The following is a 17,323-nucleotide window of genomic DNA, read 5'->3' on the forward strand; positions in this document are numbered from 1 at the left end:
TCATCAATGATACGGCGGGTATTTTTTTCTTTGTCTTTTGTTTCTTTATTTAAATTAGTATTAGGTAATACTTCTTCTGATTCTACATTCGTATCAATATGAACCTTATTATCATTAATGGCAAATTTATTCATTCCACCTATAATCGCAAATCCCATAGAAAATTTATCAGCAGGGAAAGGTGTATCTTGGTCATTTAGACTGGCATAAACACCATATAGCTTAGAATCAGCTGACAAGCCATTCGGAAAGGCTGTAGCTATAGTGTCTTCTGCCGAGAACAGTCTTGCACCATCTGCAATTTTCCCATTTACTGGCGGCATATCAGACCAACCAAGAAAAGTTTTTGCAGCGCCACGGAAAAGACCTGGATTAGATAAGGGACTCCCTAATTTATCTGTAGCATTCTTATATGTATTTTCAGTATCTTTTTTTTCGTGTGATTCACTTGTCCATTGACCAATAAGACTTACTTTACCATCATAATTTGCTGGTTCTGTTGCTCTTTCAAGCCCTCTAGGTTTCTCATTATTATTTCTTGCTTCAACATTATCTTCTGGCTTAATAGGCCCATTTTCTGTTGATGCAGCTGTATTTGTATTTGTATTTTCTATTTCTGTGTCACCAGTATTAGCACCAGAAGTGCCTAGTGTGCTTGTTGTACTTGCTGAACTTGCTGAACCTAGTGTACTTGGTGGGGCTGGTGTGCCTGATACTAGTTCGCCTACTCCTGGTCCATCCGCTTGAACAGTCGCCACACCAGTTGCAAAAAACAACACCGAAGCTACTGCTACACTAGCTACTCCCAAATGATGTTTTCTAATAGAATAGCGTAAAACTTTTTTCCCGTTTTCTTCACATTTTCTTGACTTAAAGTTCATTTTCAACCTCATTTCTTTTTTACAAATGGGTACTTATCCCCCCCTTAAATATTTAAGTATTTAAAGAAGGTTCGATTTTTAAGCCTAAAATTGTAATTGTTGTGATGCTTTCAAAAAAACACTTGATATTACACTAACATTATATACCTTTTTCTAAAACATGTCATGTAAAACTGGGCAAAAACTCAATTTTGTTAAAAATAAGTAAATAAGTAAATCTTTCCACAATAAACCGCATATTATCAAGGTTTTGCCAATTTTTTGACGCCTGATAATATGCGGTTTTCTGATTTTAAAAACTTTTTATCCAGTATCACTTCGTGAAGCTGCACTCTTACTTAAAATTTATCTCAAATTACAAAATACTACCATTATTTATCGAACCCATTCGCCATTATAGTTGACAGAATAGCCATCTACGGTCGTATTCACTGCCAAAGCACCTGAGATGTAAGCATAGTACCATTTGCCATTGACCTGGAACCAGCCAGTGACCATGGCTCCTGATGAACGGAGATAGTACCACTTGTTACCAAGGTTTTGCCAACCCGTTTTCATATCACCATTTGACTCGTCTAAATAATACCAAGTCGAACCTTCCTGATACCAGCCAGTTGCCATGGAACCTGATGAACGGAGATAGTACCACTTGTTACCAAGGTTTTGCCAACCCGTTTTCATATCACCATTTTCAGCATCTAAATAGTACCAAGTTGAGCCTTCTTGATACCAACCAGTTGCCATGGAACCTGATGAACGGAGGTAGTACCACTTATTGCCTAGATATTGCCAACCAGTTTGCATTGCAGCACTTGTTGGATCCAGATAGTACCATGGAGCCGCTTTAAGCTTCTCTTCATCATATGTAAGAGGAAAATCCTTAGCCCAACCACGTGCTAGCTCCCCAACAGTCAATCTGTTGATGCGAGAATCAAAGCCACCATCCTTCAGTAAATAATACCAGTGCCCCTCATCATAAACCCAACCAGTTTTTAAGGTGTGATAACTACGTTGATCTTCAAAATAATAGACTCGTTTCTCTGCTGGACTATTATATTGTTCCCCATGATGCTTGTTGACATTTGTAGCTGTTTTTGCTTCTAAAACTTGCTTACCAACAAATTCTTGTAGGACCCCATCTTGACCAAAGTAAAACCAATCTGGTCTAAAAGCAATATCTTGCCTTATAGAAGAACCAATCGTAACCCCTTCGTGTGGAGCAGGTATATATTGCCAGCCGACAACCATCTCTCCGGATAAAGGATCAAAATAATAGTATTTTCCATCAATCACTCGCCAGTAGGTTTCTTTGAGTTCCCCCTTCTTGTAGTAGGTTCTACCATTTTCTTGGACAAATTGCCAGCCTTCTGAATCAGCATCATCCGCCAATACTGCACTTGTTGCCAGTAAGCTAAAGAAAAAAACTGCTAATGCAATTTGCATCAATTTTTTTATTATTTTCATTAGACCTATCCTCCATAACTGATTGTAGCAAATACAAAATCGCATGTCAACATATAAAGAACTCATATAAAAAGCAGTTACATAACTGCAACTGCTTTTCTATTCTTGCATGGTGTAACCAACACCACGTACTGTTTTAATGTAGCTTTTTTGACCTTTTACATCAAGCTTGCTACGTAGATAACGGATATAGACATCCACGATATTGGTCTCTGTCGCACTTTCATACTTCCAGACGCTTTCCAACAACTGCTCACGAGTCAAAACTTTCTTGCTTCCCATAAGAGTGGCCAAAAGGTCATACTCACGACGCGTCAGAGCAATCATCTCCTCGCCACGATAAACGGTATGATGTTCTACATCCATACGCAGATTGCGATAAGACGTTGGAACCTTCATCTGACTACAGTGTTGGTCGATGAAGTCTCGACCTCGGAAAATCGCTGAAATACGAGCTACCAGATTCTCAATAATAACTGGCTTATAGATGTAAGAAACGGCAAAACGTTGGATTGTCTCAATCTGATCTTGCAATTCTTCGCGATGGTCCAAGACCATGATGACTGAAGCCGGCTTAGTTCGACTCAGCTTGTCTGCAAAATCCTGGGCCGTCATATCCCCCAGACGAGCATTCAATAAAATCAAGTCATAGTCTGTCTGAAGAGCCATGGAGAGGGCTTTTTGTCCCTCCTCAACCTGATCAACTCGGTATTGCTCTTTTTGGAGTTCCAAACTTAAAAAATGAGCTAGATTTCGTTCTTTCTCAAGTAATAAAATCCGTTTCCCCATGGCAGACCTACTTATTTTTCGTCATACCAAGAGTAGTGGAATGTTCCTTCTTTGTCTTTACGTTGGTAAGTGTGGGCACCAAAGTAGTCACGTTGCGCTTGAATCAAGTTAGCTGGAAGGTCAGCTGAACGGTAGCTATCAAAGTAAGTAATCGCTGCTGAGAAAGTTGGCACTGGCACACCAGCTTGAACAGCAAGAGCTACGATATCACGCACTGCTTGTTGGTACTTAGCAGTAACATCCAAGAAGTACTCATCCAAAAGAAGGTTAGCAAGGTCTGCATCACGGTTGTAAGCATCTGTAATCTTTTGCAAGAAACGAGAACGGATGATACAGCCATCACGCCAGATAGATGCGATGTCTGCAAATGGCAAGTTCCAGTTGTTTTCTTTAGAAGCTACACGCAATTGCGCAAAACCTTGTGCGTATGAAATGATTTTTGAGAAATAAAGGGCTTGACGAATCTTTTCTATCAACTCAGCCTTGTCCCCTTCAAATTTGAAGGCAGCTGGTTTTGGAAGAACCTTGCTAGCATGCACACGTTCTTCCTTGTAAGTAGAGATGTAACGTGCAAATACTGACTCAGTGATGAGTGACAATGGCACACCAAGGTCAAGTGATGATTGGCTAGTCCATTTACCAGTTCCCTTGTTACCTGCAGCATCAAGGATGTAGTCTACGATTGGTCCATCTTGGCCTTCATCGTCTTTACGGCTCAAGATATCAGCTGTGATTTCGATCAAGTAGCTGTCCAATTCACCCTTGTTCCACTCAGTAAAGATTTCAGCCATGTCTTCTGCAGAAAAGCCTAGCAAGTGTTGCATCAAGTCATAGCTTTCTGCGATCAATTGCATATCACCATACTCGATACCATTATGAACCATTTTCACATAGTGACCAGCTCCGTCAGGACCGATGTAAGTCACACATGGTTTGCCATCTTCTGGTGCTTTAGCTGAGATTTCTTCAAGAACATCCGCAACCAATTCATAGGCTTCTTTTTGTCCACCAGGCATGATAGAAGGACCTTCAAGGGCACCTTTTTCACCACCAGAAACCCCAGTACCGATAAAGTTGATACCTGAGTTTGCCAATTCTTCATTACGACGGATGGTATCTTTGTAGAAAGTGTTTCCACCGTCAATCAAGATATCACCCTTGTCAAGGTGTGGAAGAAGGGCTTGAATTGTAGCATCTGTACCAGGTCCAGCTTGAACCATGAGCATGATACGACGAGGTTTTTCGATTGAGTTCACAAAACTTTCCACGTCATAGCTTGGCACAAAGTTCTTTTCAGGATGGCAAGCAATCACATCTTCCGTTTTTTCTTTACTACGGTTGTAAATAGCAACTGTGTAACCACGAGATTCAATATTAAGGGCAAGGTTACGACCCATTACGGCCATACCAACAACACCAAAGTTAGCTTTTGTCATTTGACACTCCTCTTGTTTAATTTGTTTTATTTTATCATTTTTACTTTTGAAAAGAAAGAATTTTGTAACGACTGCTTAGTAGTCCAAGTCATCCGCATGTCCAGAACCATTTCCAACAAAGTATCCAGTCTTACAGTTAAGGGTAAAGAGATAGGTTCCATCTGGCTTGTAGAGGTTGTAATAACCATTGCCGTTAACAATATTGACACGTTCAAGGATATATTGGTCTCCAGTGATATAGCCACGTGAACGTGAAGTCGCTAGAATTTGTTCCAAGACACCATCCGCAAAATCCCAAGCAGAGTTGTTACTATCATCAATAGCAGACTGATTATAGGCAACACGACTAGCACTTCTTTGAACAGCAACCCCTGCACTTGATACGCCCATATTGACTTCGCTACGAGAACTTCTAGTCTCATTTGAGGCAGCATTTGAACTACTTGGGCTTGTCTCACTAGTCGTATTTGAGCTTGCTTGACTTGAACTTGAGCTACTAGTTTGACTTGAACTTGAGCTAGAGCTAGAAGTACTTGTTTGCTGGCTCTTACCAAGGCTGATAGCCTTATCTAGCACTTTATCAAGCTCCGTATTTCCAGTTTTAATATCTGTAAATTTAGCATCCGATTTGGCTTTGGCATTGGTATCCAACACACCATCCACAATAGCTGGTTTTTCAAATTGTGCATTGACATCTTGAATGGCCTTAATTTGCGTTGCTAGACTATCATACTTCGATTTGGCAAGCGTATGTTCACGACTACCTTCCAGCTTATCAAGTAAGGTCTTGAGTTGACTCAGTTTATCAAACTGGCTATTTTTCAAAGCCGTTTTATTGCTATCTGTGTAAAAGGCATCATAAAGTGTATTAAAATCATCCACATCCGATTGATTGGCTGTAGTTGATTGAGAAGTTTCAATTTCCTTGGTCGAGCGATTCACTTGACGATAGACATAATAAGCACTGACACAGATAATCACTGATACAAGCGCCAAAGCGGTCAAAACAAAGCCTTTTTTGCTTTTCTTTTCTGAGTCCTCTTGTTCCAGACGAGAAAGGTTTTGCTCCTCTTCCACTTCTTCAGTCATTTCTGTTGGATTTTCATCCTCTAGCAATAGAGGATCCAAGCCTTGCTCCTCATCGTTCAGAGGCAAGGGTGGTAAGATGTCTTCAGAAGATGGAACTTCCTCCGAAGAAGCTTCTGACTCTTCTACAGCCTCACGCATCTCTTGAATTAAATCATCCAGACTCTGAGTTTCAACTAACTCCTCTTTTTTGTATTGACGAGTCGCAAACTTATCTGCTTCGATTTCATCTTTGTGTTGTTTAACATACTTGTCCAAAATGGAATCCTCAGGCAAGACTCCTGCTTCCACTTCTTCATTTTTACGAATCGCTTGACCAACTGTTAGCTCTTTTGCTTCATCAAAATCAAATTGCGGTTCTTGACCTTCTTTTTTATGACGATTTCGTCTTTTCTTACTCATGAGTATCCCTTTCTATTTTACCTCTTGCCGTTTGACACGCTGACCAAAATATTGATACAGATCCACTTTCAAGGTTCCGTTGTATAACTTACGCTTCTTATCTGCTTGGCTACCATACTTGCTTTCAAAAGCTTCATCACTAGTCAGGATAAATTTGCTCCAAGTTTTCAGTGGTGCAAATACTTGCCCCATCTCAGCATAGAGCTTGGTCACCCCTGCATCATCTGACAAGCGTTCACCATAAGGCGGATTGGAAATAATCACACCATTGATTTTATCGGAACGCAAATCCTGCACGCGCATCTGCTTAAAAGTAATGTCTCCTGCAACACCAGCTGCCTGAGCATTAGCTTTAGCAATTTCCACCATGCGAGCATCAATGTCACAGCCCATGATATCCAGCTCCAGCTCACGGTCTACTTTCTTAGCCGCTTCTGTACGCACTTCCTGAATCAAGCGATCGCTGACCCAGTTCCACTCCTCAAAGGCAAAAGAGCGACGAAGTCCTGGTGCCATCTTTCGAGCAATCATAACTGCCTCAATACAGAAAGTCCCCGAACCACAGGTCGGATCAATCAAAGGCTTGTCTGGATACCAGTTAGAGAGTTGCAAAATAGCTGCCGCCATATTTTCCTTGATAGGAGCGCCACCCTTTTCCGTACGATAACCACGTTTAAAGAGGCTAGACCCTGTCGTATCAATCATGACAGTTGCCACATCTTTGAGAATAGAGACCTCAATCTTAAACTCTGGGCCATTCTCCATCAAAGGAACCCCTTCTGGGCGAGCATAGTGTTTCTGCAATTTCTTGACAACAGCTTTCTTAGAAATAGCCTGAACACTCGGTTCATTGTGAAGTTTAGATTTAACACATTTGGCTTTTGAAATCGGGAACCGAGCTCCAAGTGGTAAATAATTTTCCCAATCTAGGGCGAAAACTCCCTGAAACAGCTCTTCAAAAGTCTTAGCTGGGAACGTTCCTACGATGATTTTGATACGATCTGCTGCCCGAAGCCAAAGGTTGGTTTCGATAATAGCTCTCACGTCTCCTTGAAAACGAACACGACCATTTTCAACCTGACAATCGTAGCCCAACTCTCGCACTTCTCGTCCCACAACAGCTTCAAGACCTGCTGCCACAGTTGCAATTAAATTAAATTCTTTTTTCATGTTACAGTCTTGCAAGACCTTTCTATATGTCCACTTTAAAAAATGAGGTTGAGAAAATTTCTCAGCCCCAACCTATATGCAATTTTCTATAAGCCATGTTTTGTTCCAGAAGTGACTAGGACCACTTCCTTCGATAATCATCTGTCTACCACTAGCAGCTCTAGCTGATAGCAGTCAGAATACTACGTTCGTTTCCGCGTACTCCATGCCCCGACCAAAATTTGGGTTGCTAGCTTGAGGGGTTTACCGCGTTCCACTCTCTCTGTTTCCAGAAAGACTCCGTCACTGTGGCACTTTCAAGCCTACTCTGGCCTATCCAAGGACTTAGCCATTTCAACTGCCGTAACGATTTCTCGTCCCTAGGCTTATGGTTTCGCCTAGCACAAACACTACAGGCATCACAGCCTGTGCTAGCATGGACTTTCCTCATGAGAAGCAACTCTCCTCACGCGATTATCCAAAAATTGCATGTAACAAGACCTGAATTACAAATCAGTATTGTCTAAAATTTGTTTACCGAATACTTCTTTTTCAAGACGATTCAAGCGTTTCAAAATATCAAAATTCGTCATAGAAGATGAAGCTGCCACATCAATTGGTTCTGGGTGACTAGGACTTGGAGCCGAACTCACTTGCGGTTTACGAGTTAATTCTTCCTTCAAATCCGCAATCTCCTGACGAAGTGACTTGACCAAGGCAGCATAGGTTTCATAGTCCTTGATGACATCGTCTAAAAACTCGTCAACTTCTACTTTACTATAGCCACGGACTTCACGTCCAAACTCTTGTTCAAAAATATCTTTCGCTGAAAAAATAATACTTGCCATGTCTCTCTCCATTCTCGCTTGCTAGTATTATTATATAAAAAAAGGCAAACAAAAATCAAGGTCAAAGCTTCAATTTTCGGAAAAATTTTCAGCAAGTTCATTTAATTGATCAAATGTTAATCTCTTTATAAAATAGTCCTCTTGATTTTTCATCTTTTGGTAAAAATAAGCTAGTTTCGTTTCATTTTCTTCATCATAAAAAAGATAGGAACTGTTCGTATTTTCCAGCAAAAACTGCTGGTAATCTCTTAACTGCCCCTTGTGTTCATAGCGAGGATAGGCATATTTGACAAAGTCTACCTGCTTAAAGCGGCTCAGTTTCATCTGATTGCTTTCATTCCAATTTTCCCCATGGGTTTCAAAAGCAAAAATGGTAGCCAACTGGAAACCGTACTCGGTTTTCATCTCCTGAGCAACCTCTAAAACCCAACATTCAAAGCCCAAACTTCCTGTAAATACAAGCCAAGTCACCCCATCTGCTGCCATAGCCTCTAAATCTTTACGTATCGCTTTTTTAATCAGTTTAAGACGAGGATCCTTATCAGAAAATAAACCCAAATCAAAAGCAGAATAGCCTAAAACCAAAGCTGTAGCCATTTTTAACCCTTTCTGTGCAAATTTATGGTATAATAGAGTGATGTTATTGTACCAATAAGGAGAATTATGGTCAACTATCCACATAAACTTTCATCACAAAAAAGACAACCATCTCTTTCTCAACCCAAAAATTTCGCAAATCGAGGAATGTCTTTTGAAAAGATGATCAATGCTACCAACGACTACTATTTGTCTCAGGGCTTGGCTGTTATACACAAGAAACCAACCCCTATTCAAATTGTACGAGTGGACTATCCACAACGAAGTCGTGCCAAGATTGTTGAGGCCTATTTTCGACAAGCTTCAACGACGGACTATTCTGGCGTTTATAATGGATATTACATCGACTTTGAAGCCAAGGAAACAAAACAAAAACGTGCGATTCCGATGAAAAATTTTCATCCACATCAGATTCAGCATATGGAACAAGTCCTTGCCCAACAAGGAATCTGCTTTGTCCTTCTTCACTTTTCTTCTCAGCAAGAAACCTACTTATTGCCGGCATTCGATTTGATTCGCTTCTATCATCAAGATAAGGGACAAAAATCAATGCCACTTGGATATATTCGAGAATATGGATATGAAATCAAGGCTGGTGCCTTCCCTCAAATTCCCTATCTCAATGTTATCAAAGAACATTTATTAGGTGGTAAAACAAGATGAACAAACCAACGATTCTGCGCCTAATCAAGTATCTGAGCATTAGCTTCTTAAGCTTGGTTATCGCAGCCATTGTCTTAGGCGGAGGAGTTTTTTTCTACTACGTTAGCAAGGCTCCTAGCCTATCCGAGAGTAAACTAGTTGCAACAACCTCTAGTAAAATCTACGACAATAAAAATCAACTCATTGCTGACTTGGGTTCTGAACGCCGCGTCAATGCCCAAGCTAATGATATTCCCACAGATTTGGTTAAGGCAATCGTTTCTATCGAAGACCATCGCTTCTTCGACCACAGGGGGATTGATACCATCCGTATCCTGGGAGCTTTCTTGCGCAATCTGCAAAGCAATTCCCTCCAAGGTGGATCAACTCTCACCCAACAGTTGATTAAGTTGACTTACTTTTCAACCTCGACTTCCGACCAGACTATTTCTCGTAAGGCTCAGGAAGCTTGGTTAGCGATTCAGTTAGAACAAAAAGCAACCAAGCAAGAAATCTTGACCTACTATATAAATAAGGTCTACATGTCTAATGGGAACTATGGTATGCAGACAGCAGCTCAAAACTACTATGGTAAAGACCTCAATAATTTAAGTTTACCTCAGTTAGCCTTGCTGGCTGGAATGCCTCAGGCACCAAACCAATATGACCCCTATTCACATCCAGAAGCAGCCCAAGACCGCCGAAACTTGGTCTTATCTGAAATGAAAAATCAAGGCTACATCTCTGCTGAACAGTATGAGAAAGCAGTCAATACACCAATTACTGATGGACTACAAAGTCTCAAATCGGCAAGTAATTACCCTGCTTACATGGATAATTACCTCAAGGAAGTCATCAATCAAGTTGAAGAAGAAACAGGCTATAACCTGCTCACAACTGGGATGGACGTCTACACAAATGTAGACCAAGAAGCTCAAAAACATCTGTGGGATATTTACAATACAGACGAATACGTTGCCTATCCAGACGATGAATTGCAAGTTGCTTCTACCATTGTTGATGTTTCTAACGGTAAAGTCATTGCCCAGCTAGGAGCACGCCATCAGTCAAGTAATGTTTCCTTCGGAATTAACCAAGCAGTGGAAACAAACCGCGACTGGGGATCAACTATGAAACCGATCACAGACTATGCTCCTGCCTTGGAATACGGTGTCTACGATTCAACTGCTACTATCGTTCACGATGAGCCCTATAACTATCCTGGGACAGATACCCCTGTTTATAACTGGGATAGGGGCTACTTTGGCAATATCACCTTGCAATACGCCCTGCAACAATCGCGAAACGTCCCAGCCGTGGAAACGCTAAACAAGGTCGGACTCAACCGTGCCAAGACTTTCCTAAATGGTCTCGGAATCGACTACCCAAGTCTTCACTACTCAAATGCCATTTCAAGTAACACAACCGAGTCAGACAAAAAATATGGAGCAAGTAGTGAAAAGATGGCTGCTGCTTACGCTGCCTTTGCAAATGGTGGAACTTACTATAAACCAATGTATATCCATAAAGTCGTCTTTAGTGATGGGAGTGAAAAAGAGTTCTCTAATGTCGGAACTCGTGCCATGAAGGAAACGACAGCCTATATGATGACCGACATGATGAAAACTGTCTTAGTATACGGAATCGGACGTGGAGCCTACCTACCTTGGCTTCCACAAGCAGGTAAAACAGGTACTTCTAACTATACTGACGAAGAAATTGAAAAGTATATCAAGAACACTGGTTACGTAGCTCCAGATGAAATGTTTGTAGGGTATACCCGCAAATATTCAATGGCTGTATGGACAGGCTATTCTAACCGTCTGACACCACTTGTAGGCGATGGCCTTACGGTCGCTGCCAAAGTTTACCGCTCTATGATGACCTACCTGTCTGAAGGAAGCAACCCAGAGGACTGGAATATGCCAGATGGCATTTATCGAAATGGGCAGTTTGTTTTCCAAAATGGAGCAAGACCAACTTGGACTGAAACAACATCCCAATCATCTTCAACAGAAAGCTCATCAACAAGTACAGAAAGTTCTACTAGCCAAGCACCAACAACAAGTCCTGATGCTAGCACTAATGGACCAAACCAAGCACCAAATGCACCCGGAGCCAATCAAAACCCGGCTCCACAAACTCCTCAGACCCCTCAAGTTCAACAGCAACCACAATAGTAAACGACAAAATCCTGAGAACTCTAAACTCAGGATTTTGTCATTTTCAAAATGAAATACAGAAATCAAGTACATTTTCCCAAAATAAAACGCATACGTTCAGGGCTTTTCACCTGACAATATGCGTTTTGCTTTTAAAGACTTTTTGCTCAGTCTCTTTTTATCTTATTTCACATGTTTTGCGAGTTCTTCTTGCGCTTTTTTATTGGATTCTGCTTTTTCTTTCATCCATTTTTCTTGAGCTTTTTGATATTCATCTGCAGTAACTGCCTTGTCTTGAAGTTCAAGGTATTTATACAAGACTGGGTCACTTGTACCTTTATTTCCTGACAATGCAAATGGTATTGTAAATGGTACCATCTTAGACAAGATTGGACGACCAGTTTTAGAAGTTGTTGGGATGATCAAGGCACTATCTGTCAACCAAGCTTGGGCTGCTGCGTATTTATCATATCGTTTAGCAACATCTATAGTCTCATCACCAGCCTCAGTAACCAATTTTTCGTAGTCATATAGACCTACTTTTTTCGCAGCTACATTATCTTCCCCTGAGTCAAATCCTAAATATGTTTTAGTACTTTCTCCTACAGAAGGTTTGATAATATCAAGGTAGGTTGATGGATCGGCAAAGTCTGGACCCCAACCGACATTATCTGATAAATCCCAGTCTTCGCCAGCAGCATTTTCAGCAAATAAAGTTACATTAAGCAATTCATCTTTTTGCAATTGTTGGATATCAATAACGACATTATCAGTTCCTAAAGTTGCTTCCAAGGATTGTTTCATAGATTGGACGCGCTGAACTTTTGTAGTTGCTGTCTGGTCAACTGGCATATCCAAATGAATTGGGAAAGTCACACCTTCTGCCTGCAAAGCTGATTTAGCTTTAGCAAATTCTGCCTTGGCTTTTTCTGGATTGTAGAGACCATCTTGTGAATCGTCCAGATTAACATCCTTCCATTCATCCCCATAAGTCACTAATTTCTCTTTGACTATATCGCCAAAGTTCTTCCCATCTGCTTGAACAAATGTTGGTGGCACAAAGAGATTACGCAAGATTTTGCTTGCTCCAGTTTCTCCATTCAACTGAGAGGCATAGGCTGTACGGTCAAAACCAAAGGCAATAGCCTGACGGAAATCCTTGTTTAAGAGCGCCTTTTTAGTAGATGTCTTTTGTTCTTCACTAGTCTTAGATGTGTGTTTATAAGATTGACGGTCAATATTTGTCCCTACTAGATAAGTCGTAGAGTCTTGTTGAGTATAGACGATATTGTCTTTCATACTCTTCTCAAGCTCTGCGAAACTTGCACTTGTTGGATAAAGACGAGCTGCTGTAAGGCTACCATCTTTAAAGTTTTCTGCTGGTTTGCTGGTATCTTGTCCATCCCAGAATGACAATTTGACCTTGTCAATATGCACATTGTCTTTATCCCAGTAGTTCGGATTTTTCGCAAATTCAACAGAGGATTTGGTTACAATGGATTTCAGCAAATAAGGGCCATTATACAAGAGACTACTTGGATCCGTAGCTTTGGCAAAATCATCCCCTTTTGAATTCAAAAACTCTTCATTGACTGGCGCAAGCACACCCATGGTTGTTTTTGAGTTCCAAAAAGTTTCAGGTTTGTTCAAGGTGTATTGGATTGTTTGGTCGTCAAGCGCTTTAATCCCGACTTGAGAGAAGTCTGTTATTTCACCTTTGGCATAGGCATCCAGACCTTTGATTGAATCCTGTACCAAGTAAAGGGCTTCTGCTTTCTTATCTGTTGCATATTTAAGTCCTGTTACAAAGTCCTGAGCCTTAACAGGAGCGTACTCTTCTCCCTCAGATGTATACCACTTGGCATCCTGACGAATCTTATAAGTATAAGTCAAGCCATCCTTAGAGACCGACCAGTCTTCTGCCAATGAAGGAACAAGGTTCCCGTATTTATCATTTTCAAGCAATCCATCAATCACATTACTAGTAATCTCAGAAGTTGCTGCCTTACCAGTTGTCAAATAGTTGAGATTATCCGGATGTGTCTCGTATGTAAATGCAAAGGTTTTTTCACCTTGAGCGCCTGAACCCCCAGAACAAGCAGCTAAAACACCAGCTGCTAATAAGGTTACTCCCGCAAGAGTCAATACTTTTCTTGTTTTCATAGTATTCTCCTTTGTTTTTTTATTCATTATAGACTCTTTTTCAAGTCCTGTCAATAGAATTTTCTGAATTTTAAGAGTTATTTGTTATATTTGATATATTCTGAAAAATAAAATTGTTCATTTAGGCCAAAAAAGCCAACATAGGTTCTCTTCTGATAAACAGAAAAGAATCTTGTTGACCTTACTTCTAAAAATCTTAAGTAGCAAAGATTCTAAAATGACAGAATCCTTGCATTATTGTCCCAACTCTTCCTCGACTACTTCCAAAGCCCGTTCAATGACCACATGCATGTCATAGTATTTATAGTCAGCCAAACGTCCACAGAAAACGACCTTATCATTCTGTGCTGCTTCTTCTTGATATTTGGCAAATATAGCATTGTTTCTCTCATCATTGATTGGATAATAAGGCTCATCTCCACGTTTCCAATCAGCTGGGTATTCTCGAGTAATAACCGTTTTAGCTTGTGTACCATACTCAAAATGTTTATGCTCAATAATGCGAGTATAAGGAATTTCTCGTTCTGTATAGTTGACAACTGCATTCCCTTGATAGTTTTCTTCATCAAGCACTTCATGATCAAAACGAAGACTACGGTATTCTAACTCACCATGTTTATAATCGAAGTATTGGTCAATCATCCCCGTAAAGACAACTTTTTCAGCAGAAGCTTCTAATTCCTGACGATTGGCAAAAAAGTCAAGGCCAAGTTCTACTTCCACATCCTTGAGCATATTTTCGATGATAACATTATAGCCACCGATTGGAATCCCTTGATAACGATCATTAAAATAATTATTATCAAAGGTTAAACGAACTGGTAGACGTTTGATGATAAAGGGTGGAAGGTCAGTCGCAGAACGTCCCCATTGCTTTTCAGTGTAGCCTTTGATCAACTTTTCATAAATATCTGGACCGATCAACTTGATAGCCTGTTCTTCCAAGTTTTTAGGTTCAACGTCCTTCATGTGAGCCGTTTGATCAGCAATCTTATTTTTCACTTCTTGAGGAGTTTTTGTCCCCCACATAGCATAGAAAGTATTCATATTGAAAGGTAGATTATAAAGGCTACCCTTGTAATTAGCTAGAGGCGAATTGATATAGTTGTTAAACTCAGCAAATTGATTCACATAATCCCAAACTTTCTTGTTAGAAGTATGGAAGATATGGGCACCGTATTTATGAACATTAACTCCTTCTACATTCTCACAGTAGATATTTCCACCAATGTGGTCACGTTTATCAATAACTTTTACTTTTTTTCCACGCTTAGTCGCCTCATAAGCAAAAATTGCTCCCGACAAACCAGCACCAACGATTAGATAGTCGTACATAGTCTCTTCCTTATCACTTATCTTTACATCTCCTTAACTATAGTAAAAGAGAGGATCTTTATACTCTTCGAAAATCTCTTCAATCCACGTCAGCGTCCATCTGCAACCTCAAAACAGTATTTTGAGCTGACTTCGTCAGTTCTATCTACCAGCTCAAAGCTGTACTTTGAGCTAACTTCTCAGTTACTCTTTGATTTTCATTTAGTATTCGTTTCAATCTATTTTAGCACAAAACAAATCATTTCTCAGTTTTCAATAGCCGAGTAATTTAAAAAGACAAGCACCAAAACTGATGTTTGTCTTTATGATTTTGCTTGAAAAGGCTATTTCTAACTATTTAACATGTTTTTCTGCTTCTTTTTGGGCTTTTTCGATTGCTTTTTTGCTTTCTTGCTCCCATTTGGTCTTAGCTTCTTCAAACTGTTTGGTCGTCACAGTGTCTTTTTGCAGTTTCATGTACTTGTAGTTATTGCCATCACCCTTGATACCAACCAATGAATAGCCTCTTGTAAATGGCGTTACTTTGGTTACAGATGCTGTTCCACCACTTGACATAGCTGACATAATCAGAGAGTTGTCAATCATCCAAGCCTGTGCTTCAGCATATTTTTCATAGCGTTTGGCTACATCTTTGTTTTCACTATCTGCATCTTTGAGCATCTTAGTGTAGGTATCCAGACCTAGACTAGTGATTTTTTCCTTGTCTTCCTTGGCATCTAGACCAAAAATCTTGAGGTAGAACCCATCCTCTGCATTGAAAGGATTAAGATAAGTTGACGGATCCTGATAATCACCCACCCAACCATCAAAGTTCAAATCGTAGTCTCGATCAGCTGCTGTCGGTGCTAAGAAGGCTACGTTATTAAAATCATCTGTTGAAAGTTGCTGAACGTCAATGACAATGTTATCAGCACCCAAAACTGACTCAAGGGTCTGCTTAACTGAGTTCATACCTGTCACGGCATTTTTACTTGTCTGATCAACCGCCACATCCAAGTGAATAGGGAAAGTCACACCTTGACTTGTCAATTCTTTTTTAGCTTCCGCAAATTTTGCTTGGGCTTTTTCTTTGTTGAAATAGGCATCCTGAGCATCTGCCAAGTTAATACCTGACCATTCTGTGCCATAGTTGACCAATTTAGAAGCGACTACTTCTCCAAAAGTCTTGTCTCCAACTTGGACAAATGTTGGAGGCACTAGGGTGTTACGAAGGGTCTTGCTAGCCGCCTCTTCCCCATTTGACTGGGCAGAATAGGCTGTGCGGTCCAAGGCAAAGTTCACTGCTTGGCGGAAGTTTTTGTTCAAGACAGCTGTCTCAGTTGACTTCTTCTGTTCATCTGTCGTTTTAGACGTATGGTTGTAAGCCTTACGGTTGACGTTGAAATTGAAATACCAAGAAGTCTTGTCCTGCAAACTGTAAATAATATTATTCTTATATTTCTCCTTTGTCTTGGCAAAGTTTGAACTATTTGGATAAACCCCAGCGATTGAATAAGCTCCACTTTCAAAGTTACGGATAGTCAATTCTTGGTCTGAGCCATCAAAATAAGCCAATTTTACATGTTCAATCGATACTTTGTCATAATCATAGTAATGCGGATTTTTCACATACTCGATCGATGATTTTGATGTGAAATCTTTTAACAAATAAGGTCCGCTGTAGAGAATACTATCTGGAGATAGGGTCCCAAAATCTTTGCCTTTTGAATTTAAAAACTCTTCGTTTACTGGGAAAAGAATACTATTGGTTGTTTTTGAATTCCAGTAAGGCTCTGGGCGTGTCAAAGTATACTCAATAGTCTGGTCATCAATGGCCTTCACACCAACCTTAGAAAAGTCAGAATCCGCTCCTGTAATATAATCATTCAATCCCTTGATTGAATTTTGAATCAAGTCAATGGCCTGTGATTTATTATCCACTGCATACTTGATACCTGTCACAAAATCTTGTGCCTTAACTGGGGAGTACTCTTCACCGTCAGCCGTGAACCATTTGGCATCTTTTCTCAATTTGTAGGTATAAGTCAGACCATCGCTTGAAACAGACCAGTCTTCTGCCAAAGATGGAACTAGATTCCCGTAATTGTCATTTTCAAGCAAACCATCAACTAGGTTGGTAATGATGGCTGTATTATCAGCGTAGTAGTCTAATAGATAGTTAAATGTAGTTGGATTTCCACTAAAGGTTGATGAGTAAGTTTTTGTATCTGAACCTGATTGTCCGCAAGCAGTTAAAAGCAAAGCAACCGCAACAGTCAGGCCTGCACTAAGAACACGCTTCTTTGTAGTCATCTTCTTTCTCCTTTATGTTAGTTTTTATAACATATATTTATTTTACCAAAATAGTGGGAATTTGTAAAGTTAATTGA

Annotated in this window: 12 protein-coding genes, 1 other RNA gene and 1 pseudogene; 2 read left to right on the forward strand and 12 right to left on the reverse strand. The window is 40.2% G+C overall.

Annotation, left to right across the window (positions count from 1 at the left end; genetic code table 11):
* From HT697_RS04800 to HT697_RS04840, 9 genes are all read right to left on the reverse strand, one after another.
* The coding region (locus HT697_RS04800; protein WP_173262387.1) for a YSIRK-type signal peptide-containing protein at positions 1 to 881 on the reverse strand (881 nt) is incomplete at its 3' end.
* 375 nt (positions 882 to 1,256) lie between these two features.
* Positions 1,257 to 2,345, reverse strand: a complete 1,089-nt coding sequence (gene cbpF / locus HT697_RS04805) for a choline-binding protein CbpF (protein ID WP_173217976.1) — start codon at positions 2,343 to 2,345, stop codon at positions 1,257 to 1,259.
* Between the two features lie 99 nt (positions 2,346 to 2,444).
* On the reverse strand, positions 2,445 to 3,134 hold the full coding sequence (locus HT697_RS04810; protein ID WP_033689345.1) for a response regulator transcription factor: 690 nt from the start codon (positions 3,132 to 3,134) through the stop codon (positions 2,445 to 2,447).
* An 11-nt stretch (positions 3,135 to 3,145) separates the two neighbouring features.
* The gene (gndA, locus tag HT697_RS04815) at positions 3,146 to 4,570 is read right to left on the reverse strand and encodes an NADP-dependent phosphogluconate dehydrogenase (RefSeq protein ID WP_173217978.1); all 1,425 of its coding nucleotides are present in this window, start codon (positions 4,568 to 4,570) and stop codon (positions 3,146 to 3,148) included.
* Between the two features lie 75 nt (positions 4,571 to 4,645).
* The gene (gene mapZ / locus HT697_RS04820) at positions 4,646 to 6,058 is read right to left on the reverse strand and encodes a mid-cell-anchored protein MapZ (RefSeq protein ID WP_173217980.1); all 1,413 of its coding nucleotides are present in this window, start codon (positions 6,056 to 6,058) and stop codon (positions 4,646 to 4,648) included.
* 12 nt (positions 6,059 to 6,070) lie between these two features.
* Positions 6,071 to 7,228 carry a class I SAM-dependent RNA methyltransferase gene (locus HT697_RS04825; RefSeq protein ID WP_000711397.1) on the reverse strand — a complete coding sequence of 386 codons (1,158 nt, stop codon included), beginning with the start codon at positions 7,226 to 7,228 and terminating at the stop codon, positions 6,071 to 6,073.
* An 84-nt stretch (positions 7,229 to 7,312) separates the two neighbouring features.
* Positions 7,313 to 7,693: RNase P RNA component class B (gene rnpB / locus HT697_RS04830), an RNA gene on the reverse strand.
* A gap of 20 nt (positions 7,694 to 7,713) precedes the next feature.
* Complete coding sequence (gpsB, locus tag HT697_RS04835; protein ID WP_173217982.1) at positions 7,714 to 8,055, reverse strand: cell division regulator GpsB; 342 nt, start codon at positions 8,053 to 8,055, stop codon at positions 7,714 to 7,716.
* Between the two features lie 69 nt (positions 8,056 to 8,124).
* Positions 8,125 to 8,652, reverse strand: coding sequence for a DUF1273 domain-containing protein (locus HT697_RS04840; protein ID WP_173217984.1), 528 nt, complete (start codon positions 8,650 to 8,652; stop codon positions 8,125 to 8,127).
* 66 nt (positions 8,653 to 8,718) lie between these two features.
* Between HT697_RS04840 and recU the strand changes: the two genes are divergently transcribed.
* Both recU and pbp1a read left to right on the forward strand, forming a co-directional pair.
* Positions 8,719 to 9,315 (forward strand): Holliday junction resolvase RecU, encoded by a 597-nt coding sequence (recU, locus tag HT697_RS04845; RefSeq protein ID WP_000248774.1) that lies wholly within the window; start codon positions 8,719 to 8,721, stop codon positions 9,313 to 9,315.
* Positions 9,312 to 11,390 (forward strand): annotated as a pseudogene (gene pbp1a / locus HT697_RS04850) (penicillin-binding protein PBP1A); the annotation flags it as partial. The gene recU and the pseudogene pbp1a, both read left to right, overlap by 4 nt.
* A 249-nt stretch (positions 11,391 to 11,639) precedes the next feature.
* Here the strand turns inward: pbp1a and HT697_RS04855 are convergent.
* The 3 genes from HT697_RS04855 to HT697_RS04865 all read right to left on the reverse strand — a co-directional run bounded on the left by HT697_RS04855 (position 11,640) and on the right by HT697_RS04865 (position 17,246).
* Complete coding sequence (locus tag HT697_RS04855) at positions 11,640 to 13,619, reverse strand: peptide ABC transporter substrate-binding protein (protein WP_173262394.1); 1,980 nt, start codon at positions 13,617 to 13,619, stop codon at positions 11,640 to 11,642.
* A gap of 234 nt (positions 13,620 to 13,853) precedes the next feature.
* On the reverse strand, positions 13,854 to 14,954 hold the full coding sequence (gene glf, locus HT697_RS04860) for a UDP-galactopyranose mutase (RefSeq protein ID WP_173262397.1): 1,101 nt from the start codon (positions 14,952 to 14,954) through the stop codon (positions 13,854 to 13,856).
* A gap of 333 nt (positions 14,955 to 15,287) precedes the next feature.
* Positions 15,288 to 17,246, reverse strand: coding sequence for a peptide ABC transporter substrate-binding protein (locus HT697_RS04865; RefSeq protein ID WP_173262400.1), 1,959 nt, complete (start codon positions 17,244 to 17,246; stop codon positions 15,288 to 15,290).
* Between the last annotated feature and the right edge of the window lie 77 nt (positions 17,247 to 17,323).

The organism is Streptococcus sp. 1621 (assembly GCF_013276615.1).
Lineage (GTDB): Bacteria > Bacillota > Bacilli > Lactobacillales > Streptococcaceae > Streptococcus.

What these genes read in the sequence shown, in the direction of transcription:
- mapZ (WP_173217980.1), bottom strand. Translation starts at nt 6,058, where the DNA reads ATGAGTAAGAAAAGACGAAATCGTCATAAAAAAGAAGGTCAAGAACCG.
- HT697_RS04865 (WP_173262400.1), bottom strand. Translation starts at nt 17,246, where the DNA reads ATGACTACAAAGAAGCGTGTTCTTAGTGCAGGCCTGACTGTTGCGGTT.
- HT697_RS04825 (WP_000711397.1), bottom strand. Translation starts at nt 7,228, where the DNA reads ATGAAAAAAGAATTTAATTTAATTGCAACTGTGGCAGCAGGTCTTGAA.
- gndA (WP_173217978.1), bottom strand. Translation starts at nt 4,570, where the DNA reads ATGACAAAAGCTAACTTTGGTGTTGTTGGTATGGCCGTAATGGGTCGT.
- cbpF (WP_173217976.1), bottom strand. Translation starts at nt 2,345, where the DNA reads ATGAAAATAATAAAAAAATTGATGCAAATTGCATTAGCAGTTTTTTTC.
- glf (WP_173262397.1), bottom strand. Translation starts at nt 14,954, where the DNA reads ATGTACGACTATCTAATCGTTGGTGCTGGTTTGTCGGGAGCAATTTTT.
- HT697_RS04810 (WP_033689345.1), bottom strand. Translation starts at nt 3,134, where the DNA reads ATGGGGAAACGGATTTTATTACTTGAGAAAGAACGAAATCTAGCTCAT.
- recU (WP_000248774.1), top strand. Translation starts at nt 8,719, where the DNA reads ATGGTCAACTATCCACATAAACTTTCATCACAAAAAAGACAACCATCT.
- gpsB (WP_173217982.1), bottom strand. Translation starts at nt 8,055, where the DNA reads ATGGCAAGTATTATTTTTTCAGCGAAAGATATTTTTGAACAAGAGTTT.
- HT697_RS04840 (WP_173217984.1), bottom strand. Translation starts at nt 8,652, where the DNA reads ATGGCTACAGCTTTGGTTTTAGGCTATTCTGCTTTTGATTTGGGTTTA.
- HT697_RS04855 (WP_173262394.1), bottom strand. Translation starts at nt 13,619, where the DNA reads ATGAAAACAAGAAAAGTATTGACTCTTGCGGGAGTAACCTTATTAGCA.